We start from the raw sequence: 24,314 nt of genomic DNA on the forward strand, positions 1-24,314 counted from the left end.
TTCGCAACGCAATTGATATGTGTGGGTTAGAAAGGAGAACGTTTTGGACCGTACTGAGATTTATCAGAGTATCGAATCAGGCGCTTCGAGCGGCGATGTTTTCGCTGCCCTGAGAAAACTGCCGGTCGATGCCGTTGCTGATGCACTGCTCTATATTCCGCCGGAATATAGCAAGGCTCGAGAGGCACTGCCACGAATGGCTACCGACGAAGTACAGGACAGTTGGACTGGCAGTCACGGCTACCCGCTTCTGCTGCAAAGTGCAGCCTTCGTACGCGTTCTGGAAAACGGCTATCGGCGCTACGCCAATCGATCACTGGATGACGCCCGGATCCTCGACTATGGATGTGGCTGGGGCCGCCTGCTACGCCTGATGTATAAGTTCACTGCGCCCGAGAATCTCCATGGTTGCGATCCGTGGGACCGCTCGATTGCCTTGTGTCGGGAAAGCGGCCTCGCAGCCAACTTGATCCAGTCCGCCTACATTCCGACGGAACCGCCTTTTCCAGGCGAGCGGTTCGATCTGATCTACGCATTCTCGGTGTTCACGCACCTCTCCGCGAGAAGCGGTAAGGCAGTGATGGACGTGTGCCGCCGATCGATTGCCGACAACGGCTTGATGGTCATTACCATTCGGCCTCAGTCGTATTGGGAGATCCACGACCAGAAACAAAATATTGTGGACGTGAAAGCTATGCAGCGCGACCACGCGGTGAATGGCTTCGCTTATACACCGCACGGCCGTGAGCCAATCGATGGTGACATCACCTACGGCGATACGTCGATGACACTCGACTATATCAGGGAGAACTGGAAGGGCTGGAATGTGGCCGGCGTCGAATTCAATCTTCAGGACGCGTATCAGACGATCGTGTTCTTGCGACCGGTGTGAGTGCGGGACACGACAGTCGCTAGCCATTCGGCAATGGCTAGCGAGATACAGCGAACGTCACGGCATTGAATCAACGCCGGTCCACAGACGGCGATGGTCGGCTTGCGTAGATGATCGAATTGAGGATTGTTCAACCGCCCAGCAGAGAGCAACAAGCCAAGTCAAGCCAAACAGTAAAGCACCTGGATGCAGTTGATCGGCATTTCGCACCGGGTCAATGATCCATGCCACGAGGAAATACAGAAGCCAGAGCACGTATAGCACTTTTCCCAAACGTGGCCATTCTTCCGAAATATACATTGCTCCTGCAATGCCGAGCATCATCACCGACGCGTATGAATGGTGATGAGTCACGCCGATCTGGGTAATCAGCAGCGTCATCATGACGAGCCCAACCACGCCGCACAACGCAAGTCGGACAGCGAGCGGATCTGCACGTCTGCGTCCCGGGAGGATGGATGCGAGCACGATACCCACAACTCCAAACGATGCAATACCAATAGTACGCGATACAACTATGAAGTCGATGGCACGCTGACTGCCGAGCATCGTCGGGCTCGCGGTGTCAATGGGCCGGCCGAACGGTCCCATGCGACCCCAAACGTCGACGAGCAGCCGAAACGATTGCTCCTTCCTATACACCCACTGCGACCAGCCCAACGCTTTGAGATGCTCTGTCACACTTGCAAGCACGGACTTTGAGCGATGATCGAAGCCGAGATCATCCGCGAGTTGAAACCGCGTTAATGCATTTCCACCGGGTTGTACGAAATGAGTCCAGTAGAACCAGGGAGCGAACACCACAACCGCGACGACGGTACCGATCAGCAAGATCTTCGCGTCGCGCATGCGCAAGGTCGGCGCAAACATCAAAAGGAAAGCAGCGGCTGCGATCGCGTTTCCAGCATGAGCCAAGTACGCAAGCGCGAACGCGAGCGGGATCAGACCCAGATTGGGGCGCGATGCATATTTATCTCTCGGCATGCTGAGCATCACCCCGACCGCCAGAATGACGTAGGCGGCGCCCAAGAGTTTGCCCCAAGTGTAAACGGTATTAAATAGCAGGAATGGCGAGACAGCGACTATGTAAAAGAAAAGACGCGGATGACTCAATCGCAGCTTTCGCATCAACCAGACGAGCACCGGCATCCAGAAACTCAACAGCGTGATCGCAGCAACGCTGTCGCCTTCATATGCGAAATCAAGCCCGAACAAGTGAGTCAGCGGATGGATGATCAGTGTTTGCGGAAGAATTAACAGCAGCGTAAGCAGGGGCGTTCGATCATCGAACAGCCATGCACCGGCGGTAAGCGACTGATTCGAAGTGCGTCGTACGAAGGATTCCGCAAAAAAGACCGGGTTCTGATTGTCCACAGACCAACTCAAAGGCGAGAACAACCCGTTGACTGCCCAACGTCCACCGCCACTGTCGGCGCCACACACGAACGCGACCAAGGTCATTGAAACAGCTAACCAGCAAAAGAGGGGGAGACGTAGCTCTGAAATCAGTTCGTTCCACGTACTTCGCCGCCTGACGTACGAATAGGCGACGACAGCCGCCGAAAGAGTGAATAGCGCAACCGCGGCAGACTCAGCGAGTTTGGCTTGGGCAACTCCAAATACAAAGACGATCATCCCAGCTGCACCTGCGCTCAGAGCCCCAACTCCGAATGAATCCAGTCGATAGCCCCATGCGCGACACGAGAGCGCGGAAGCCAGGAAAATCGCGCAGAAGATGAACCAGGTCGCGAACACGACAAGGCCCTTCGCATAGAATCCGGAATGAGCATAGTACATCGCACGAGACACCGCGAACGGGGTCGCTACGCCGATGTACGAGCCACCGGTTGCTGCTCGCGCCACCGCAACGAGGCGGACCTTGCCACCGCAGAAACCTTCGGGGATCTTCCGATAAGCAACGCTCCACTCGTCGAATGTCTGCGTGCTTGATATAACGAGGTAGGCTCCGTTGGCCATACACTCGATTCGGATATCGTCTGCATCTGGATATCCCCGCTCGCCTCCACGTGCGTAAGGCACGGCGATGTAGTCCGGTGCTACGAATGGAGGGCTCGCAACGCTCCCTTGAGTGACGCCACCCGGCCGCCAGCTTCTGAACGCAGTAAACTCGGGCGTGTCCTCAAAACTTGGCGGAACTTGAAGCGGCGGCAGTTTCTCCGAGAATTTCGGGAAATCCCCGGTGACGCTCCAACTGTTTCCGGCGCCGATCAGTGGCACCGGTGCAGAGTTCTGCGTTGCGTTGACTAGAAAAGCTACAAACATCGCTCCAATCAGACCAGCCACAAACAGGAAAAAACGCGATGGAAGCGAAAGCTTTGGCATTGTGAGGTGAAAAACGAGTGGCCGAACTGTCGCGGCATCATACAGCAAATCCCTCTTGACCAAAGCATACTCATCTGACGAGTCAAAAGTGGATTGAAGCCATCGGTATTCGTTCCGCGTGTCCAAGAGCTTGCGCTTGTCGCGAACAGCCCTGCGTCGAGACGGGCCGCCGTTGCTTCTCCAGAACGTCATTCCGCGATTCCTTGCTGAATCGTGGCAGCAACTGTCGTGCGGGGACTAACGTCAAACAGCCGACGCGTTGTATCGCTTCGTCCGTCTAAATCGAATAATGGCCCGTCCCAACCGATTACCAGGCGTCTCAATCAGGGTGTAGGTAATCCATGAGATGAGTGTCACGAGGGAAAGGGCCAAGGCAATCGATAGACCGTAGGAAACGGTAACGTACGGTACCTTGTTATATATCACCGCAAACACTTTCGACAGTGAATAAATCGTCACGGCGTGCGACAAATACACGGAGTAGCTAATTTTTCCGTAGAATCGCGTCACTGAGTTGACGAGAAACCTGGGGGCCGATATCGACAACCCGAGCAGCAGCACACCATAATTGATCGCCTCGATAGTTAGCGGATCAACGGCACCGAAGGGAATCAATCCATATGAAATTGAAATCAGGACAACGATCGCGCCTGCAACCAGGAGATATCCCAAGCCAAAATGACTCGCCGTTCTCACATCCATCAACCGATAAATGCGGTACACGCAGATGCCTAAGACGAAGGTCGGAAGATGATAAAGAAGGCTGAGATTGAAATAGGTGTTCGCAAGCGACGGATTGTTCACCAGCGTCGGAAGAGCGGCTTGCCAGGCCGCACGAACTAAAAGGGCGACGAGAAAGAGTGCCCCGGCCCGCCCTACATTGCTTGCGATCCGAAATATGGCGGGAAAGAGGACGTAAAAGAGCATTTCCACGCCGATGGTCCAACTGGCCCAAACGAATCCTTGTTCTTTGCCCGGAAAAAGGTTCAGCAAAAAGAATGCGCTACGCGCGATCTCTGATACTGAGTGCTGAACCCCGTAAAGCGCCCAGTCCCTGATGCAGTAGACGATGATCCAAAGATAGAAAAGCGGTGCTATGCGAAAGAAGCGCCGAATGATGTAGTTCAGGAGCGGTGTAGCTTCGTTTTCCTTACGCGTGTCCATTGAAAGACACAGCGTGAAGGCGCTTACCACGAAGAACAGCGTCACACCCGACCCGCCGAATGCTGTAAAGGGTGCAAGCCAGCGGGGTGCGACCGCACGAGGATCCGTGATCAGGCTGAAGTGAAAGGACAGGACATATAGCGCCGCGAAGCCTCTCATGGAGTCGATGAAATCGAGCTTGGGAGGTTGCGGCGTTGAAGCTTCCGCCACGCTGGTCAATCCAGGTGCGGATCGAAGGCCTTTTGCCATGACGACCACAGGTATTGTCCCCTTCCAAGAATATTCAAACGCGTGTTCGGATCGCTTCCCGAAGACTGCCGATTCACCACCGCCCGCTGGCCTTCCACACTTGCCATACGTGCACAGGTCGATCCGCGCCTAAGCGCGGACCGACCGAGCTACGATACTCAACGCATGCACTTAGCTCAAGACACTCTCATCCAGATCGAAGTCCATGCAAAGCTTGCGCGCATAGGCATCGGCCGTCTCGATGACCGCCTCGTCCAGCTTGTGGTGCTCGCGCACCCACAACTGAATTCCGCGGATCTCCCTGAGCTGTGCCTCACCGAATCCACCGATCGTCACGCTGCGTCCGTGTCGGCGATGCAAATTCAACGACTCCGGCTGATAAGCGATCTTGCCGCGCTCGAGCAAGCGGAGATAGACCATCCAGTCACCCGCGACGCGGAAGCGCCGAATCTCGTCGAAATGCTCAGCAAGCACATGTGCTAAATCTTTGCGACGAAAAACCACAGCGCTGACGTTGGGAATCGTGTTCTTTACGGCCAACGTGTGTTCGACCTCTGAAATGCCTGAGTCGACATACGAGTCATTCCAGCGGCTCGTAGAGATGTCCCCAACATAGTCTCGATAGTCTTCACAAAGAACCTCGCCAGACTCGCTCATCTGTTTGGACTCGCTGTAGCTGAGCACGACGTCCGGGTCACGCAGGCCGTCGGCGGTGCGCGCGAGAAAATCCGACAACGCGAGATCGTCTGCTTCGGCGATCCACACGTAGTCGCCACGCGCGAGTTCCACACCGCGTTTCCACTGTGCGAAAACCGAGCCCGAATTCGTTCCGTTGACGACCAGTCGGGTATCCACCGGCTGGTTGGCCAGTTTCGCGCGAATGCGTTCAACGCTGCCGTCGGTGGAGTGGTCGTCAAGGACGATCAGCTCGTAGATCGGGTATCCCTGCGTGAAAATCGAATCCAGCCTCGCCTCGATGAAACGTTCGTAGTTGAAGTTCGGCACCACAACGGATGTGCGCTTCAAGCCGCAGCCGAGCATGTCGAGCAGATCGAATACATAGTGCCGGAACGAGAATTCGTTGGCGATGAGGCGCGCGCCGTGGGCGCCAAGCGACTCGCGCAAGTCGTCATCGCCAAGAAGGCGCTCGATGGCCGCGGCGAATTCTTGCTCGTTCTCCAAAGGCGCCAACAGGCCGCAATCCTTGTTCAGAAGTTCGCTCGCGCCCGTTGCACCTTCAAAGGCGACGACCGGTACGCCGACTTCCAGCGACTCGAGCACGACGGACGGGAACGGATCCTCACGCGACGTCAACGCGAAGACGTCGGCGCCAGCGTAATAGAGGTCCGTGTCGAGTTCGAGTCCCGTGAAGATTACGGCATCGGCTGCGTCATGCTGCGCGAGCCAGGCATCGACTTCTTCCTTGATCTTCGCTTCCCAGTGCCCGACCCAGACGAAGCGTGCATTGATCTGTTTCTCGCGCAGGCGTATGGCCGCTCGCGCGAACAAATCGATGCCCTTGCGATGATCCGCAAAGCCCACGCCGAGAACAATCTTGGTGTTCGCCGGAAGATGCAGTTTCTCGCGCAGTGCCGAATGCCCGCGCGCCCGCTCTCCGCGCAACTGGTTACGCTTATACAGGCCTTGCGGCCGAATGAGCGTGCGCGCTTGCGAAACCGTCGCGATCTGCCCGAATGAGCGCTCGACACTCTGCGCGGGAAACACGACGCGATCGGCATGCTGCGCGATCAGCGACGCGTGCCGCTCGAGCTGATACTTGGCGAGCATGCCCTGAAGCTCGTGGATCAGCGCGACGCATCGGATTTCCGCACCGTTCAGCGTGCGCAGGAAGCGCCCGGACACGGTCGTGTTGCACAACGCCGCATGGAACCCTTGCGATGCGAGTCTTCGCGCGAGTTGGGTAGCTTCCTCTCCTTCTGGATCGATGCCTTCGAGATCGTGCAGTTCGCTCCAGCGGGCAAATTCCGTCTTGAGCGGACCGCCGCCAAGCACGACCGTGGCGACTTCGAAGCCGAACTCAGTCGAAAGCGCCCGCACCAGGTTAAGCGCCAGAAACTGCGCGCCGTGCGGATAGGCGTCGTGCGACACCACGACGATGCGCCGTCCCTTAGACACGGTATTGGCGCGCGTGAGAGCGTCGTGGGTCGCCTGCAGCCAAGCGTAACCGTACTTCCGATCTGGCTCGAGGTGAGCGCCTTCCGCCCATTCGTTCCATGCATTGACGAATACGAGGCGCTCGTCCGAATTCGCGATGCGGCGCACAGTATCGGCGGCGGCGTTGAACAGCCACTCGCTATACAACTTGGGCGACGAGCCGACGAACGCGGTGCCGCGTCCGGGTTTGCGCGCCTCGTTGTCCCAGGACGGCGTCACGCCACGGAAGAGGCGATATTCGGGCGGATCGTACGCGCGACTCTTCTCGACGTAATGGTTCCAGTCGAGAATGTGTCCGCTGAAATCGCGGTTGAGCAGCGTAACTTCACCGGCCTTCGAAGGCGGATGCGCGTTGTTCGGCGGAAACTCGATCGCGGCGTCGAAGCCGTATTCGCTCGGAACGAACCGATCGAACGACTGCGTATAAGCCATATACAGTTCGCCCAATCCGTTCTCACGCGCCCACTGGCGCCAGCGCGCCACAGTCGCCTTCGCGTCCGGCAAAAGCGTCGGGCGATAAACGATCAGCACGGGCCTGCCGTCGATGCGGATATAACGAGGATCGCGCAAGTAATCCGAAATATGCGCAATGAACGCGAGATCGTCTTCTGGCGAGTGATGCTGCGAAATCAGGAGCTCCTGATCCAGACCGTCCCAGCGTCGCGTCCAGTTCTCATTCGCCCAGCACAGGCAGAACGGCAAGTCGAATTCGGGATGGTCGAGATACTGGCGGATCGGCGCCTCCATGAGCCGCTTTCCGGCGAACCAGTAGAAATAGAAACAGAATCCACCGATCCCGGCAGCCTTCGCCAGTTCCACCTGACGGCGCTGCACATCGGGAATGCGCAGGTCATAGAAGCCGAGTTCGCCCGGAAGATGCGGTTGATAGTGGCCGTCGAATTGCGGTACGGCACGCGTGACGTTCGTCCACTCGGTGAAGCCGCGTCCCCACCATTCGTCGTTCTCCGGAAACGGATGGAACTGCGGCAGATAGAACGCAATTGCCCGAACGGGAACCTGCTGCGGCGCCACAGGAGGAAACGCCTGATAGTCGCTCTGGTTTCCGATGGAAGGCACCGGCAGAATCTGGAAGGACAGATTCGCTTCGTCGATGACCGGCGTCGCGGGCGGTCCCGACACGCCGGCTGCAGACATGGCCGCCTGCCCCGCATCGAGCGCAGCAGACCCTGCCGTCGCCGTTGCGCTCGCCTCGCGAATCTTGCTGCGAAACTCGGACCAATCCTTGTAGGCCTTCGTATGCGAGAAGATGCCCGGCATAAGGCGAAAGCAGGCGCCCTTGACCTTGCGCTTGACCGAACCGGGAACCGGGACGCGGCGATAGATCACCTTCGAGGCCGACCGAACCGCGGCGGCACGCTCGCTACCGCCGCGTGCAAGACGCACGGCAAAGCGAATCGGTGCTGTCAGGCGCCAGGAAGTGCTTCCGAGCACGTCATTGAGCCGCGCCTTCGCAGTGATCGTCTCCGCATTGCGAGTGTTGAGTTCGGACACGAGACGACTGCGCTCGCTCGTCAACGTCTCGAGTGCGCGCGTCAACTCGAGGATCCGGTTGTCGCGCTCGGCAAGCACGCTCGTCTGCGCCAGCAGACGGTTCTCCAGATCCGCGGCACCCTGGCGGAGGGTTTTCTCTGTTTCCCAATAGGCTCGTTCCGCAGCCTTCAATGCCGTACGCGATTCAGCGAGCGCGGCGGTTGATTCCTGGAGGACCTGCCTGAAATGCAGGAGTTGCGCCCATTCCGCCCGGGTCCACATGACACCATCCCGCACACGCTCGAACAAAGGAACACGCTGCCCTGCTCCGCCGGTCATCGATCGTGATGCAACGCCGTGCGGGTCACCCGCGCGGTCGGCCTTCGCGCTGCTCACGCCGACGCTGGCCTGAGCCTGATTCAGGGCGTCCGTGAAATCGCTGAGCACCGAGTCCGCCTCCGCCAGCAATTGCGTGAGGAACGAAACCTCGCCACGCACGCAAAAGCGGACCACCAGTTTCGAACCTTCGCCAAGACGCTGGGCCACATCCTCCGGAATGGGAAGTTCGAACCAGGAGTCATCCCCATAACTGACAAGCGTCGGTTGGTCGGCCGTCGCTAGAAAAAATGCCCCGCTGAGGTTCAGCAGCGACGCGGGATTGCGGTCCCACGACCATACTGTCTCGCCGTCTGCCGTCTGCAAGCTCATGCAGTCAAACCGGATCGCTGCGGGCCGGTCACTGGGATCGAAGCGCAGAGAATCAACTGCCGCGGTGCCACGCGGCTCGCGGATCGAAAGGCTCACGGTCTGGAGCGTGCCATCGCCGAGCGTGAGGCAGCCCATCGACTTCAGTTCGGAGTAGCTCTCTTCGCCTGCGCGCCAGTACAACTTGCATTCGACGCGTCCTTGCGCGACCTTGCCGATGTCGGCGGTGGCGCCATCCGGCGCCTCGTACACGGAACTATCGAGCGTCGGCAAGGCCGCATCGGATGCAACGGCGATGAAATAGAGTGGTCGCGCGACACCCGTGAACTCCTGGGCGTCCGCTTCAGCGCCAGGCAGGGATCGCACATGAACGGTCCGCTCATCGAGCGGCGCGAGCAGCGAGCCAGTCAGCACGCGCTGACCGTATATCTCTACGTTGGGAAATTTTACGCGAAGCAGGGCCTCGAATTCTTCGAGGTAGAGTTCCTTCACGTGAAACGGATTTGCATAGCCCGTCACGTCCGAATATTCATACTTATTCGGACTGGAAATAATCACACAGCCGCCCGGCTTCAGCACGCGGCGAATCTCCGCGATCATCTCCTCGTGCTGGTCGTGATGCTCGATCGTTTCGAAGCTCACGACGAGGTCGACGCTCGCGTCGGGAAGAGGGATTTCCGCAGCCGACCCAATCTTGAACTCGAGGGGTAGCCCGTTCTGCGAGTAGGCTTTCGTCGCATGATGGATGGCGTCTTCGCTGATATCCACGCCAATCACTGAACTCGCCGCATGTGCGAGCGCGAACGACCCGTAACCTTCTCCGCATGCAATATCCAGCACACGCTTGCCAGCGGCGAGCTTGCGCGCGACCACATACCGGTGCATGTGTTCGAGCTCGATCTCGGTCGACATTCCGGGAATATAGCGTTCGCCGTCCCAGGCAAGATCCTCGGACCCGGCGTCGGCGATGGCCGGACGCGCTTGGGTCTGCCCGACATCCGCTTCGGCTTCGTAGCCGGGTTGAGTGTCAGCGTTGTTTTCGAAAAACTGATTCGCCATGAGAAGCCTATGATGTGGTCGGAATGCGCTGCGTCGACATGCTCGCGCGTAGCGATGGAAGTCCGAGAAGATGGTGCGCGGCGCTGGACGAGCTCACACGCAGTTGCAGGGCATCGTGGATCCAGTGGAGTTGCACATGGTTTTCCTGCGTGCCTTCCGCGATTGCGGCATTGATCGAGTACGTACCCTCCGGAAGAATCGGCATCACGAACCCGAACCGCGCGATGACGACGTCTCCCTCCCGGCCGGTCAGCCGCTTGCCGCGATGCGTGAGATACGTGTTGTCGCCGAATAGCGCCTGACCAATGCTGTCGTTCAAAAAAAAGCCCACGATCGGCGCTTCGATCCGTTCGTGTATTTCCGCCTTGATCCGCAAGGTCACCGACTCTCCCCCGACGACCCAGGAAAGCGGGACGCCGTCTTCATCGACCAGTTCCACCGCGATGATGCGCGCATCCCCACGCCCGAACGACGCGGCGCGGGGCTCGAAGAGCATCACCTGAATATCATTGCGATACGCCGAAGCGTTGATGCGCTGCAATCGCTTGCCCGCCTCGATGGAAATCTGCTCGACGGCTTTGCAAGACTCCGTCGTGGATTTGTCAACGAGCGCGCTTTCCGCGTTGGATGTCTCGAAATACGCCTGGAGATAGGCTTCGGCGATCTCGTCCGGTCGTCCCTCGCGCACGACCTTGCCATGATCGATCCAGATCACGCGCGAACAGAATCGCTTGATTGTGGACGTGTCGTGACTCACGAAGAGGATGGTGCCGGTTTCGCGGAACTTGCTCATGAAGCGAAGGCACTTCTGATTGAAGAACGCATCGCCGACGGCAAGCGCCTCATCCACCACCAGGATATCGGCATCGACATGGGCGATCACCGCGAAAGCGAGCCGCACGAACATGCCGCTCGAATACGTTTTGACCGGCTGATCGATAAACTCGCCGATGTCGGCGAACGCGATGATGTCGACGAGGCGCTCATCCACCTGCCGCCGCGTGAGGCCATGCAATTGTGCGTTCAGATAGACGTTCTCACGCCCGGTGTATTCGGGGTCGAACCCAGAGCCAAGTTCGAGCAGAGCGGCCACACGACCTTCGACCTGAATGTCCCCGCTCGTCGGACTGAGGGTCTGGCAGATGATCTGGAGCAGCGTGCTCTTGCCGGAGCCGTTTCGGCCGATGATGCCGACGGTCTCGCCTTTCGCCACTGAAAAGCTCACGCCGCCCAGCGCCCAAAAGACATTGTTCGCGGCGCCATCATGAAACTTGCGGTTTTGTAAGGATGCCGGAAACACGCGGGCGGCCATATTGGCCGCCCCCTGCATCAAACGATCGAGCGGTCTCTCGTAGGAATTGAATCCCTTCGTGAGGTTTACCGCGTCGATTACACGATCACTCGCCATTTCATCCCGTTCCCTTGACATATCCCACGAAAATCACGGCGCTGAGTTCCAAGCTCACGCTCGCCCGTGGAGACCCGACCTTTTAGTTTAACAAAATTGCGTTGGCCAAATGGCGATCGGACCCTTTGAACCCGAACCGATCACCCTTTCGCCTCGCCGCCTGATTTGTAATAAAAATGTGACCAAATATGTTTTTTGTGAGGTTGCGTTACGTGAACGGCAATTCCGCCGCCTGTTTAGTAGTTAAGTGACATAATCATTACGGTCGATGGGACCAAGGTGCCGCATCAGGGCATGGCCGCGAGGCGCGCTCTGGCCGGGACAAGTGCGGTACGCGGTTTCGTGAGGCAAATATCCAACGTAAACTGTCGAAGCGGAGCTGCCCGTGACAATAGATTCGCGTACAGCGATGTGGAATGTTCCTTCAGCCAGCGCGGATGCGGTTACGCCGCAAAAGACGTCGGACGCGGCTCTTAAGGCCGAACGACCATCTTCCGGGGTGATTTGGCTCACGGGACTGTCGGGAGCCGGCAAATCCACGATCAGCGGCCTGGTCGACGCGCAACTGCGGGCTGTCCGCTACCGCACATTCATCATCGATGGCGACACTCTGCGAACCGGCCTAAATTCCGATCTCGGTTTCTCTGCGCAGGATCGTAAGGAGAGTGTTCGACGCGCCGCGCACGCGGCTGCGCTGCTCGCCGATGCCGGGCTCCTGGTGCTGGTCGCGCTTATCGCGCCGTTCGCCTCGGATCGGACGCGCGCCCGAGAGATCATCGGCCCGCGCTATCACGAGGTGTTTGTCAATGCAGGAATCGACGCCTGCTGCGAGCGCGACCCAAAGGGGCTTTATCGCCGAGCGTTCAATGGTGAAATCGCTGACTTCACAGGCGTGAGCTCACCTTATGAATCGCCCGAGTCGCCAGACTTGATGCTGGACAGTTGCAATCTGCCGGCTTCGGAATGCGTCACGCTGCTGACCCGCTACATCACCGAACGGTTCGCGCCCGGCTGAAAGCCGGCGCTGCGACTCATCGTGCACCATGCGCCGGGCCTTTCTTTTCTACTCTCTTGTTCCTGGTAACCCAAAAAAACCATGTTCATTGTTTTCGGATCGCCACGCTCGGGCACCACATTGCTCAAGGAAACGCTGAATCTGCATCCGGATATATTCATTCCAATGCAGACCACGTTCATCAGCACGGCCGCCCACGTGATCGGCAGCGTCAGTTCCTGGGAGCATGCCGTCAGGATCCTGGCCGAGATCGCGGCAGAATCCGACGATTACGCCGGCGCGTTCGGTTCGGTCCTAAGCAAGGACGAGGTCCGGTCGGCCGTCATGGGCGCTCAGCCGGGACTTGCCGGCGTGCTCGAAGCGCTATATGGAGCGATGGCAGGCAAGCTCGGCAAGCGCATCTGCGGCGACAAATCTCCGGATGATCTCCTTTCTATCCGCAAGCTCGAGCAGGCGGGCCTCTTAACCTCGAACCTGAAGTTCATTCACATCGTCCGGGATGTACGCGGCTCCCTGGCGTCGCTCCTGAACGTCGACTGGGCGCCACAAGGTATAGAGGAGTATTTCCCGCGAATCTGGAACTACACCAACCTTCACCTGTATCGCGCGATGTCCGGCGCACCGAATTACATGATGCTCAAGTACGAGACGCTGGTAGCCGAACCGCGTCCGGTCGTCGAACAGCTCGTCGAACTGCTTGGACTCGACTTCGTGCCTGGGATGCTCGACGCCGAGCGCCGCGGAATGTCGTTGCGCTCGAATCCCAGCCATCTCAATCTCAGCCGCCCGTTTCTTCCCGAACGCGCCCATGCCTGGCGTTCTAAACTCACCCCCGGGCAGATCGAACATTGCGAGTCGAGCGCCCACGAAGCGCTGAAGGTATTTGACTACATCTGACGCGCAGGCCTGCGACCCCGTCGGGAGAGAGAGCGGATTTGGCTGGGAGCGGTGAAAACCGCTATGTCATAATGATGGCGTATCGCGACAAACAACGACGACGCATTGTCCTCGCCCCCCGCGCGCAGGGCCTTTGCCGCCATTACGCTCGCTTTGAGCCTCGAGCGCCAGAACGGGGGACGTCGCGCGCTTTTAGCCACTTCTGTCGACGCTCATGCAAAGTTTCAGTGCCTCGCCAACGTTTCTCATCAGATCGTTGGTCAAGAATCACCGCCTAATGTTCGACCTTGCCCGAAGGGATGCAGTCGGTCGTTATAAAGGCTCGTTCCTTGGCATCTTCTGGTCGCTGCTCACGCCGCTGCTCATGTTGAGTGTCTACACCTTCGTTTTCAACGGCATCTTCAAATCCCGTTGGGCAGGCGGCGGTGTGCAAACCGGTTCGCATGCGGAATTCGCGGTCGTACTTTTCGCCGGCATGATCGTATTCAATGTGTTTTCCGAGTGCGTAAATCGAGCACCGGCGATGATTCTTTCGAATACCAACTTCGTCAAGAAGATCATTTTCCCGCTCGAGATTCTTCCGTGCGTGAACCTGCTCTCCGCACTCTTCCACGCGAGCGTCAGCATCGCCATTCTGTTGCTTGCCGAGTGGTACGTTCAAGGCTACGTGCCGCCGACTGCCTTTCTGCTTCCCTTGGTGTACGCGCCGCTATGCCTGTTGATCCTCGGGATTTCCTGGGCGTTGTCCGCCACCGGCGTCTATCTCCGGGACATTGGTCAGACCATCGGTATCGCGGTCATGGCGCTGATGTTCCTTTCGCCGATCTTCTTTCCCGTGTCGTCGCTGCCCCCGAAGATTCGAGTGTACGTCTACTGGAATCCGTTGACGTTTCCCATCGAGCAAAGCCGCAATGTCCTCGTTTGGGGAAAAACGCTCGATTGGACCGTCTGGGGTGTCTACGTCCTGATAAGCGTCGGCGTTGCGTGGTTCGGCTTCGCGTGGTTCCAGAAGACTCGCAAGGGCTTCGCCGATGTCGTCTGACGTTATCATCCGGGTCGCCGACCTCGGCAAGGGATTTCGGTCTTACGAGCACCCTGCGGACAGGCTGAAGCAGACGCTGTATGCGCTCGCCGCACGGCTCACGCCCTTCAAGACCCTCAAACGACGACTGAGCCTCCGCGCAATCGAATGCGCACGGGTGTTCTGGGCGCTTCGCCATGTCGATCTGGAAGTACGCCGCGGAGAAACGGTCGGCATCATCGGGCGCAACGGTTCTGGCAAGAGCACGCTGCTGCAGATGGTCTGCGGAACACTCGCACCCACGGAAGGCACTGTCGTCACACAGGGTCGGGTGGCGGCGTTGCTGGAACTGGGCTCGGGGTTCGATGTCGAGTTCACCGGCCGGGAAAATGTCTACATGAACGGCCAATTGCACGGCCTCACGAAGGAGCAGATCGACGAACGCTTCGACAGGATCGCGGAGTTTGCGGACATCGGCGACTTCCTGGATCAACCCGTCAAAACTTATTCGAGTGGGATGTTCGTCCGATTGGCCTTCGCGGTGATCGCGCACGTCGATGCGGACGTGCTGATCATCGACGAAGCACTCGCCGTCGGCGACGCGTTTTTTACACAGAAATGCATGCGCTTCCTGCGCAAGTTCATGCAGACGGGAACGGTGCTTTTCGTGAGTCATGACTCATCCGCCATTCGTAGCCTTTGCACGCGCGCGATGTGGATGGATCATGGTCAGGTCATCGAGATTGGCGAAGCGAAAGAGGTCTGCAATCGCTATCTCGAGGCCTACTACGAAGAGCATCAGGGAAAGAGCCGCTCGTCCGCGACAGCAGAGAAGACGGAAGTGTTGGCAGCCACCGAGCGGCGCGATCGGCGCGACCAGTACAGAACTCAAGTGAACGGCGCGGTTCGGAACTTTGTCTTCGATCCGGAGCATTCGCATTCCGGCTCGGGCGCGGCCACCATCGAGCGCGTCGAAATGCTGAAGGGTGACGGCTCCACACTACTCTGGATAGCAGGCCAGGAAAACGTCGTGCTCAAAGTAACGGCGCGAGTTTTCGAAACGCTGGAAGAGCCGGTTCTCGGTTTCACCATCAAAGACAAGCTTGGCCGCCCGCTGTTCGGCGACACCACGTTCTGGGTGGCGCGGGACTCCGGAGGCGGCGTAACAACCGGAGATCGCATCGTGGCGGAGTTCGCTTTCGCCATGCCGATTCTGCTGCCGGGCGACTACGCGGTGGACGTCGCGATCGCAGACGCGGCCCGGCCCCGCGACGCACAGGTGCTGCATTGGCAGCATGATGTCTATCTCTTCAAGTCAGACGCGGCGACCTCGTCGACCGGCCTCATTGGAATGCCTATGCACGAGATTTCCTTAGAGGTCGTCCATCTGCACACATCATGAGGACTTCGGTCGATGAAAATGGATATTGGACCAAAGCCCGAGATAGACAGGCACGAACACTCGCGTGACGAGCAGCCAAGCCTGCTCGAACCGGGTAAGCAACTCGCTTCCGCGCAGGCGCAAATCGCCAGACTCGAATCGGAGTTGAAGAAGGCAAAAACCGAAGCCAGGGCAGCGTCGACGCTGCAGGCTCGGCTTACGCGCGCGCTGGATGACAATCAAGCCCTGCAGGCATCGATGTCTTGGCGCGTCACCGCGCCGCTTCGTTCCGTGTCGCGCATGCTCGTCGTGCTTCGGCTCGCCGCGGACAGCCTGCGCCGGCAGAGCAAGGTGCACGGCGGTTTCGTTCACGTGTTCAGGTATTACGGCGCTGTCGTGCGTAAAGAAGGCTGGCAAGGCATTCGCCGGCGCATTCAGCGCATGAGCAACGCCGGAGTCGGCGACGCACAATTAACCGATGCGTCGTATCAAGCCTGGATCGAGCAATACGACGCGCTTACCGATGAACGGCTCGCGCGCGCGCGCGGACTAATGAGCGCGTTCGCCTTGAGGCCGCTCATCTCGATCGTCGTTCCCACTTACAACAGCGACGAGAATTTCCTGGCCGACATGATTCGTTCGGTGAAAGATCAGCTCTACACCAACTGGGAGTTGTGCATCGCCGACGATCACTCCTCCGCGCCTCATGTGCGCGCGGTGCTGAAGCGCGAGATGAAGCAAGACTCACGCATCAGAGTCGTTTTTCGAGAACAGAATGGTCACATCTCGGAGGCGAGCAACAGCGCGTTGGAAATTGCAACGGGAGAATACATCGCCCTGCTCGACCACGACGACATCCTGCCGCGCCATGCCCTGATGATGGTCGTGCGCTATATCAACCGTCATCCGGATGCATCGATGTTCTATAGCGATGAAGACAAGTTGACGCCCGATGGCAAGCGCGTGAGTCCGTACTTCAAAAGCGACTGGAATCCCGAGCTGTTTCTCGCTCAGAACATGTTCTCGCACCTCGGCGTCTACCGGATGGCGCTCGTGCGAAGCGCGGGAGGATTCCGGCGCGGCTTCGAAGGCAGTCAGGACCACGACCTCGCGCTGCGATGCGCGGAGATCGCGGGTGCGGACAACATCGTTCACATACCGCACATCCTTTACCACTGGCGAATCTCGCCGGGGAGCACAGCCGGCAGCGGCGCAGAGAAGCCCTATGCGGTCGTCGCAGGAATCAAGTCGATCGAAGAGCATCTCAGCAGAACGCATGTAAAGGCGCATGTCGAGCAGACATTCAGTCACCTACCGCTGCTGCGTGTACGCTATGCCCTGCCCGATCTCGCACCGTTGGTCTCGATCCTCATTCCCACACGAGATGGCGTCGAATTGCTGCGTCAGTGCGTGAGCAGCATCCTCGCGAAGACGACCTACCGGCCGTATGAAATCATCGTGATCGACAACGGCAGCGAGCAGCCGGAAACGCTCGCGTATTTCGAGCAGATCAAGAAGACGCACAACGTGCAAGTGCTCCGCGACGACTCACCTTTCAATTTCTCGGTCTTGAACAACCGCGCCGCCGCACTCGCTAAGGGCGAGTACATCTGTCTGCTGAACAACGATATCGAGGTCATCTCGCCCGATTGGCTCGAAGAATTGGTCGGAATCGCTTCGCAGCCAGGCAACGGCGCTGTGGGCGCTGCGCTTTGGTATCCGAACAACACGCTCCAGCATGGCGGCGTGCTGATCGGGTTGGGTGGCGTGGCAGGTCATATGCACAGCAATCTGATTCGCGGACACTTCGGTTACTTTGGCCGCGCGGTCGTTACGCAGAATCTGTCGGCAGTGACGGCCGCGTGTCTGCTGATCAGGAAGTCGATCTACGAGGAGGTCGGAGGTCTCGACGAGCGTCTTGCAGTCGCCTTCAACGATGTCGATTTCTGTCTGCGAGTGCGCAATGCCGGCTATCGCAATGTCTGGACACCCCATGCGGAGCTGTACCACCATGAATCGGCAACGCGCGGCTCCGACATGCATCCCGACAAATACGAGCGCTTCGTCAAAGAAGTGCGCTGGATGGAAGAGCATTGGGGCGACGCGTTGCTGTTCGATCCGGCCTACAACCCCAATCTCGACACCAGCACAGCGGTAGCGCCGTTCTCGCTTGCCTATCCGCCGCGCATCGACATGTTCGACTGAACCCCGGCGACCGGACCGAATGCGCCGCACTGAACGCAGCGTTCAGGTGTCGTCCCCATCGTAGGGTCCGAGACGCCCGAGCCATCCGTCGCGTATCCCGCGCAGCGCCATTCTGAGATGGCGCGCGCGTTCCGTCGGCCACATGCAGTAAATGACCATGCGCACGGGTAATTTGACAATTTCCGTCGATTTCCACGTCATAGGCATGGACGCGCGCCTGATTAGCGCGATGACGTTGCGAAACTGGTAGTAATGGCGCAGTGGTCCGTGCATGGGATAAGCGCGCCCGAACACCCTGACTGGTTCGCCCCCCAACTCATGCGTCATGCGGATCCAGGGAATGCCCAGCACGCGAAAGCCTTTGCGCTTGGCGCGCACGCACCACTCGAGATCGACGAAATCGATGAACAGTGCGTCCTCCATGGGGCCAATGTCGCGCCAAAAACGCAAATTGATGCACGAGCCGGATGAAATGAGGAAGTCGACATCTAGCGGCGTATGACCCGTAGGCGCGACGCGGTCGAGCCTACACCAGCCGAAGCGCACGAAAGGCGCCACGCCACGCAAGCGAGGATCGTCATAGGCGGGTCCAACGAGCGCGACGCGTTCACCGGCCGCTTCAGATCGGGCGATTTGTTGGGGAAGTTCGGTTATGAGCGTGGCAGGCGGTTCGCTATCCTGATCGAACAGAATAGCCGTTGAACAACCTGCGCGAATCAATGCCTCGACGCCCTGATTGATAGCGCGTGCAATGCCCACGTTCGCACGGTTCGCGATATACGTGATGCCTGGATCGAGACCGAGCGCCGCGGCGCCTGACGATTCAGGTGTATTGTCGACTACGACGCAGCGAGTCGCCGCCGCGAGCCTGTTGGCCCGCTCAACACATGCGCGATCAGGATGAAAGAACACCACCACCGCCCCCGCGCTGGGCGGTGCACTCGTCAACGCGTGGTCAGACACAAACGCAATGCCTCGCGCCAGTCAGGTGCTCGGACGCCGAAAGCCGCGTAGAGCTTGTCGTTCGACATGCGGGAGTTGCTGGGCCGTTGGGCTGGCGTGGGATACGATGCGGCTGGAATGTCCCTGACCTGCGGCTTCTTCTCTGACGAAGATAGCTCGAAAATCGTCTTGGCAAAGCCTGCCCATGAGGTCGAGCCGCCAGCCGTGAGGTGATATAGGCCCGACTTCCCGGACCACCAACCGTCATCGGCAGCCACCGCCTGCGCCAACACATTCGCCGTCAACGTCGCGATCGTGTTCGACCACGTCGGCGCGCCCATCTGGTCACCGACGACGCTCAATTCGTCGCGCTCAGCCCCGAGCCGAAGCATCGTGAGCAGGAAGTTCTTGCCCCGCGCGCCATAGACCCAACTCGTTCGAAAAATCAGATGGTCGCAACCCGAAGCTGCGATCGCCTGTTCGCCCGCCAACTTGGTTTTGCCGTAGACGTTCTGCGGATTCACCGCATCGTCTTCGACATAAGCGCCCTCCTTCGTTCCATCGAAAACATAGTCGGTCGAATAGTGAACGAGCGCGGCCCCGAGGCGCTTCGCTTCTTCAGCGAGCAAGCCGGGCGCTTCGCCGTTGGCGCGCATGGCGGCGTCGACATCGCTTTCCGCCTTGTCGACCGCCGTGTAAGCCGCGGGATTGACGATTAACGATGGCTTCACGTCACGCACGACCTGGCGAATCTGATCGAGATCGCTGAGGTCGAGCCCGGTGCGGTCCAGCGCAACGACTTTGCCCAGGCCTTGCAGGCTGCGCGCCAACTCGAAGCCAACCTGACCATTGACTCCCGTCAGCAGGATCGTGCGTTGAGCATCTCTAGTCATCGCTTCGCTCACTCGAAACACTCTGCTTCTGACAAACGCTTGCCCGCCGCATCCTTCGCCGCGAGCATCGGCTCGAAGTCGATCGGCCACTCGATGCCAATCTCCTGGTCGTTCCAGACGATGCTGCGCTCGTGCGCCTGATACCAGTAGTCCGTGGTCTTATAGAGAAACTGCGCCGTCTCCGACAACACGACGAACCCGTGCGCGAACCCCGGCGGCACCCACAGTTGCCGATTATTCTCCGCCGACAGATTCACGCCCACCCACTTTCCGAAGTTCGGCGAGCTCCTGCGGATATCCACGGCGACATCGAACACTTCGCCTTCGACCACGCGCACCAGTTTGCCCTGCGCGTGCTGGATCTGATAATGCAGCCCACGCAGCACGCCCTTAGCCGAGCGCGAATGATTGTCCTGCACGAATTCGACGCCCGCCTCGACATACTCCGCGAATTCGCGAGCGTTGAAGCTCTCATAGAAGAATCCACGCGCATCGCCGAACACCTTCGGCTCAATAATCTTGACTTCGGGCAGAGCGGTAGCGGTTACCTGGATGGCCATGCGACTTGGTCCTTCGGAAGATTGAGCAAATATTGACCGTAAGCGTTCTTCGAGAGCGGCTTTGCAAGCTCGAGCAACTGCTCCTCGCCGATCCACTCCTTGCGATAAGCGATCTCTTCAGGGCACGCCACCACCAGCCCTTGCCGCTTCTGCAAGGTCGCGATGAACGTCGCCGCTTCGATCAGCGAATCGTGCGTGCCCGTGTCGAGCCACGCATAGCCGCGTCCCATGATCTCGACGTCCAGCTTCTTCAGCGCGAGATAGCGCGAGTTCACATCGGTGATTTCGAGTTCGCCGCGCGCCGATGGCTTGATGTCCGCCGCGATATCGCACACCTGATTGTCGTAGAAATAGAGCCCGGTCACCGCGTAGTTCGAGCGCGGCTTCGCGGGCTTCTCCTCGATCGACAGCGCGTGGAACTCGCGATCGAACTCGACCACGCCGTAGCGCTCGGGATCGTGAACGTGATAGGCGAACACCGTCGCGCCATCGGTGCGTGCACTGGCCGCTTCGAGTTGCTTGGCGAGATCGTGACCGTAGAAAATGTTGTCGCCGAGAATCAGCGCCGACGGCTCATTACCGACGAATTCCTTGCCGATGATGAACGCCTGCGCGAGCCCGTCCGGCGACGGCTGCACCGCGTACTGAATGTTCATGCCCCACTGGCTGCCGTCGCCGAGCATCGATTCGAAGCGCGGTGTGTCCTGCGGCGTCGAGATCACGAGCACGTCACGAATGCCCGCGATCATCAGCGTCGACAGCGGGTAGTAGATCATCGGCTTGTCGTACACCGGCAGCAGTTGTTTCGACACCGCGTGCGTGATCGGATACAGCCGCGTGCCGGAACCGCCGGCCAGAATGATGCCTTTGCGCGCCATTTCAGCCCCTCACGCGCGCTGCGCGTAGTTCGTCTCGACCCATTTCCGGTATTCGCCGGAAGCCACTTCGTCCGCCCACGCCTGGTTGTCCAGATACCACTGAACCGTCTTGGCGAGACCTGTCTCGAACGTCTCCGCCGGTTTCCAGCCGAGCTCGCGTTCGAGCTTGCGCGCATCGATCGCATAGCGGCGATCATGACCCGGACGATCCGTCACATAGGTGATCTGATCGCGATACGAGCCGCTCGACTTCGGCTTCGCCTTGTCGAGCAGGTCGCACAGCGTGTGCACGACTTCCAGGTTCTTCTTCTCGTTCCAGCCGCCGACGTTGTAGGTCTCGCCGGGCGTGCCGCGCGCGAGCACTTCGCGGATCGCGGCGCAGTGGTCGCCCACGTACAGCCAGTCGCGCACGTTCTGGCCATCGCCATAAACGGGCAGCGGATTGCCCGCGAGCGCGTTGGCGATCATCAGCGGAATCAGCTTCTCGGGGAACTGGTACGGGCCGTAATTGTTCGAGCAATTCGTCGTCACCACTGGCAGACCGTACGTATGGTGATACGCGCGCACCAGATGGTCGGAGCCGGCCTTCGTCGCCGAGTACGGGCTGTTCGGCGCGTACGGCGTGGTTTCGGAGAATTGCGGGTCGGTGGCTGAGAGCGAGCCGAACACTTCGTCCGTCGACACATGCAAGAAGCGGAACGCCTGCTTCTCGTCTTCGGGTAGCTTGCACCAGTACATCCGCGCGGCTTCGAGCAGCGTGAAGGTGCCGACGACGTTCGTCTGCACGAAATCGGCCGGACCGTGAATGGAGCGGTCGACGTGGCTTTCCGCCGCGAAATGCAGGATGGCGCGCGGCTTGTGCTTGGCGAGCAACGCATCGATGGCGGCGCGATCGCAGATGTCGGCGCGCTCGAACACGTGGCGGGCGTCGTCCTTGAGCGACTTGAGCGTGCCCAGATTGCCTGCGTACGTCAGTTTGTCGACGTTCAGGACCGGCTCGTCCGAGCCACCGAGCCAATCCAGAACAAAATTGGCGCCGATGAAACCGGCACCGCCCGTCACGAGAATCATGAAATGCCCTCTCTGTTTGCGTTCGGCGCAATTCGCCAGCAGGACGCAAATTCTAATTCAAGAAATATTTACATATCAATGGACGGCAACTCGGAAATATCGACCACCTCATCCGCATTGCATCGCCCTTTGGACAACCCTGAATTATAAGGCTAGCCCATGCGAAAACTACCTGCCTAACAACTTGATACAGCCGTCACCTACGGAGTGCATCGCGTTGTAACGTGTAACGGCGACACTCCCGAGACATTTCTTATGACAGACAGTATTCACCGTCTGTTTCATAATGCCCGATTAATCTAATTTCGAGCCGGCTTCACGGCTTGTCTCAAGGTATGACCGACGCCCTGACCTCCAGCATCGACGTTTCCTTCGCTCCGCTCGTCTTCGGCGATCTCCAGGGCTGCTGCGATCCGTTCCAGCGTCTGCTGAAGAAGGCCGCACCCGCACCCGGCACGCCGCTCTGGTTCGCGGGCGACCTCATCAACCGAGGCCCAAAATCACTGGAAACGCTGCGCGAGATCATCGCGCTCGGCTCGCGCGCGACCGTCGTGCTCGGCAATCACGACCTGAACCTGTTGTCAGTCGCCGCTGGCCTGCGCAAGCCGAAAAAAGGCGACACGCTCGATGAAATCCTCGCAGCGCCCGACGCCGCCGATCTCATCGAATGGGTCCGCCACAAACCGGTCGCGCATTTCGAGAGCGGCATCCTGATGGTTCACGCGGGCGTGCTGCCGCAATGGGACGCGACGATGACGATGGAACTCGCGCACGAGCTCGAACAGGCATTGCGCGCCCCGAACTGGAAGGAGACGCTCGCAACGCTCTACGGCAACGAGCCGCACCGCTGGGAAGACACGCTCACGGGCGCGGATCGCCTGCGCGTGATCTACAACGCGCTGACGCGCATCCGCTTCTGCACGCCTGAAGGCGCGATGGAATTCGCCAACAACGGCGGCCCCGATGCCGCGCCGCCCGGTTACATGCCGTGGTTCGACGCGCCGGAGCGCCGCACGCAGAACGTGACGATCGTGTTCGGCCACTGGGCCGCGCTCGGCCTTATGATCCGCGATGACGTGCTGTGTCTCGATTCAGGCTGCGTGTGGGGCAACAAGCTGTCGGCGGTGCGTATGACCGCCGATCCCGCGCAGCGCATTCTCACGCAGGTGAGCTGCTCGATGAAGAAGTAGCAACCGCTTCGGCGACGTGCGCCCCGCTGGCGACCGCTGGCGCAACGCGCATGCGCTGAAGCGCCGCGTCGACAGAAGCCTGCGCCTCGCTCGCGAGCAATCGCCGGTCGGCGCCCGGCGCCAGCGGGTTGCACACGTACAGATGCGCGGTGAGCGCCCCCGCGCTCAGCAGCGCATTCAGCGAATCGTTGAGCGACATATCGCCGATATACGCGGGCGCGGTCGACTGCCGTCCCTGTGCATCTTCGTACATCAGGCAGATCGGCTGCACCGGACACGACGCCGACACCGCCGCCTGAAACATGTTCGCGTGAAACGGCAGGAGCGACTGACCATCGGTGGTCGTGCCTTCGGGGAATACGCACATCATCTCGCCCGCGAGCAACCGGTTCGCAAGCTCATGCATGATGCGCTTCGCGTCGCTGCGCTTCTCGCGCTGCACGAACACCGTGCCCAGTTGATGCGCGAGCCAGCCGACGACCGGCCACTTGCGGATCTCGGCCTTCGACACGAACGGCGTCGGACGCCATGCGTTGATCACGTAGATATCGATCCACGAGATGTGATTGCCAACGACGAGCACGCCCGCATCGAGCCGCGCTTCGTCGTTGTGGACGACGAGCTTCATGCCCGCGAGCCGCAGCATCTCGAGCGACCACACGCGGTTCAGCTCGGCGCGCTCGCTTGCGGACACGCGCGGAAAGCGCCTTGCGACGACCCACATGCCGTACAGCAAGTGGATGGTGAGCCGCAGCTTGCGCAGCACGAAGCGCAT

The 24,314-nt window shown here is 59.4% G+C and carries 17 protein-coding genes; 7 read left to right on the forward strand and 10 right to left on the reverse strand.

Going from position 1 to position 24,314, the window contains the following annotated elements; translation table 11 throughout:
* Nucleotides 1-43 precede the first annotated feature (43 nt).
* Complete coding sequence (locus NK8_RS10965) at nt 44-892, forward strand: class I SAM-dependent methyltransferase (protein WP_213226343.1); 849 nt, start codon at nt 44-46, stop codon at nt 890-892.
* A 57-nt stretch (nt 893-949) separates the two neighbouring features.
* Here NK8_RS10965 and NK8_RS10970 read toward each other — a convergent pair whose 3' ends face one another.
* The 4 genes from NK8_RS10970 to NK8_RS10985 form a co-directional block, all read right to left on the reverse strand.
* Nucleotides 950-3,427, reverse strand: coding sequence for a hypothetical protein (locus NK8_RS10970; RefSeq protein WP_213226344.1), 2,478 nt, complete (start codon nt 3,425-3,427; stop codon nt 950-952).
* A gap of 51 nt (nt 3,428-3,478) precedes the next feature.
* A complete protein-coding gene (locus NK8_RS10975; protein WP_213226345.1) occupies nt 3,479-4,648 on the reverse strand; it encodes an acyltransferase in 1,170 nt (389 codons plus the stop codon).
* A gap of 171 nt (nt 4,649-4,819) precedes the next feature.
* A complete protein-coding gene (locus NK8_RS10980; protein ID WP_213226346.1) occupies nt 4,820-10,078 on the reverse strand; it encodes a glycoside hydrolase family 99-like domain-containing protein in 5,259 nt (1,752 codons plus the stop codon).
* Nucleotides 10,079-10,085: 7 nt separating this feature from the next.
* On the reverse strand, nt 10,086-11,486 hold the full coding sequence (locus tag NK8_RS10985; RefSeq protein WP_213226347.1) for an ABC transporter ATP-binding protein: 1,401 nt from the start codon (nt 11,484-11,486) through the stop codon (nt 10,086-10,088).
* Between the two features lie 385 nt (nt 11,487-11,871).
* Here NK8_RS10985 and cysC point away from each other — a divergent pair, with 385 nt between their 5' ends.
* The 5 genes from cysC (at nt 11,872) to NK8_RS11010 (ending at nt 18,005) form a co-directional block, all read left to right on the forward strand.
* Nucleotides 11,872-12,501 (forward strand): adenylyl-sulfate kinase, encoded by a 630-nt coding sequence (gene cysC, locus NK8_RS10990; protein WP_213226348.1) that lies wholly within the window; start codon nt 11,872-11,874, stop codon nt 12,499-12,501.
* Between the two features lie 81 nt (nt 12,502-12,582).
* Complete coding sequence (locus NK8_RS10995) at nt 12,583-13,398, forward strand: sulfotransferase (protein ID WP_213226349.1); 816 nt, start codon at nt 12,583-12,585, stop codon at nt 13,396-13,398.
* A 214-nt stretch (nt 13,399-13,612) separates the two neighbouring features.
* Nucleotides 13,613-14,440, forward strand: a complete 828-nt coding sequence (locus NK8_RS11000; RefSeq protein WP_213226350.1) for an ABC transporter permease — start codon at nt 13,613-13,615, stop codon at nt 14,438-14,440.
* A complete protein-coding gene (locus NK8_RS11005) occupies nt 14,430-15,821 on the forward strand; it encodes an ABC transporter ATP-binding protein (protein ID WP_213226351.1) in 1,392 nt (463 codons plus the stop codon). Before NK8_RS11000 ends, NK8_RS11005 begins: the two co-directional genes overlap by 11 nt.
* 12 nt (nt 15,822-15,833) lie before the next feature.
* Nucleotides 15,834-18,005, forward strand: coding sequence for a glycosyltransferase (locus NK8_RS11010; RefSeq protein WP_367657771.1), 2,172 nt, complete (start codon nt 15,834-15,836; stop codon nt 18,003-18,005).
* A gap of 42 nt (nt 18,006-18,047) precedes the next feature.
* Here the strand turns inward: NK8_RS11010 and NK8_RS11015 are convergent, their stop codons facing one another.
* The 5 genes from NK8_RS11015 to rfbB are packed head-to-tail and all read right to left on the reverse strand — an operon-like array spanning nt 18,048 to nt 22,349.
* On the reverse strand, nt 18,048-18,968 hold the full coding sequence (locus NK8_RS11015; protein WP_225936163.1) for a glycosyltransferase family 2 protein: 921 nt from the start codon (nt 18,966-18,968) through the stop codon (nt 18,048-18,050).
* The gene (rfbD, locus tag NK8_RS11020; protein WP_213228618.1) at nt 18,950-19,840 is read right to left on the reverse strand and encodes a dTDP-4-dehydrorhamnose reductase; all 891 of its coding nucleotides are present in this window, start codon (nt 19,838-19,840) and stop codon (nt 18,950-18,952) included. The genes NK8_RS11015 and rfbD overlap by 19 nt, the downstream gene beginning before the upstream one ends.
* 8 nt (nt 19,841-19,848) lie before the next feature.
* Nucleotides 19,849-20,400, reverse strand: a complete 552-nt coding sequence (gene rfbC / locus NK8_RS11025; RefSeq protein ID WP_213226352.1) for a dTDP-4-dehydrorhamnose 3,5-epimerase — start codon at nt 20,398-20,400, stop codon at nt 19,849-19,851.
* Nucleotides 20,385-21,278, reverse strand: coding sequence for a glucose-1-phosphate thymidylyltransferase RfbA (gene rfbA, locus NK8_RS11030; protein ID WP_213226353.1), 894 nt, complete (start codon nt 21,276-21,278; stop codon nt 20,385-20,387). Before rfbA ends, rfbC begins: the two co-directional genes overlap by 16 nt.
* Before the next feature lie 9 nt (nt 21,279-21,287).
* Entirely contained in the window at nt 21,288-22,349 is a 1,062-nt protein-coding gene (gene rfbB, locus NK8_RS11035) for a dTDP-glucose 4,6-dehydratase (RefSeq protein ID WP_213226354.1), read from the reverse strand.
* Nucleotides 22,350-22,684: 335 nt separating this feature from the next.
* Between rfbB and NK8_RS11040 the strand changes: the two genes are divergently transcribed.
* The gene (locus NK8_RS11040) at nt 22,685-23,539 is read left to right on the forward strand and encodes a symmetrical bis(5'-nucleosyl)-tetraphosphatase (RefSeq protein ID WP_213226355.1); all 855 of its coding nucleotides are present in this window, start codon (nt 22,685-22,687) and stop codon (nt 23,537-23,539) included.
* Here the strand turns inward: NK8_RS11040 and NK8_RS11045 are convergent.
* Nucleotides 23,508-24,314, reverse strand: a complete 807-nt coding sequence (locus NK8_RS11045) for a 1-acyl-sn-glycerol-3-phosphate acyltransferase (RefSeq protein WP_213226356.1) — start codon at nt 24,312-24,314, stop codon at nt 23,508-23,510. The genes NK8_RS11040 and NK8_RS11045 overlap by 32 nt on opposite strands.

Source organism: Caballeronia sp. NK8, assembly GCF_018408855.1.
Lineage (GTDB): Bacteria > Pseudomonadota > Gammaproteobacteria > Burkholderiales > Burkholderiaceae > Caballeronia.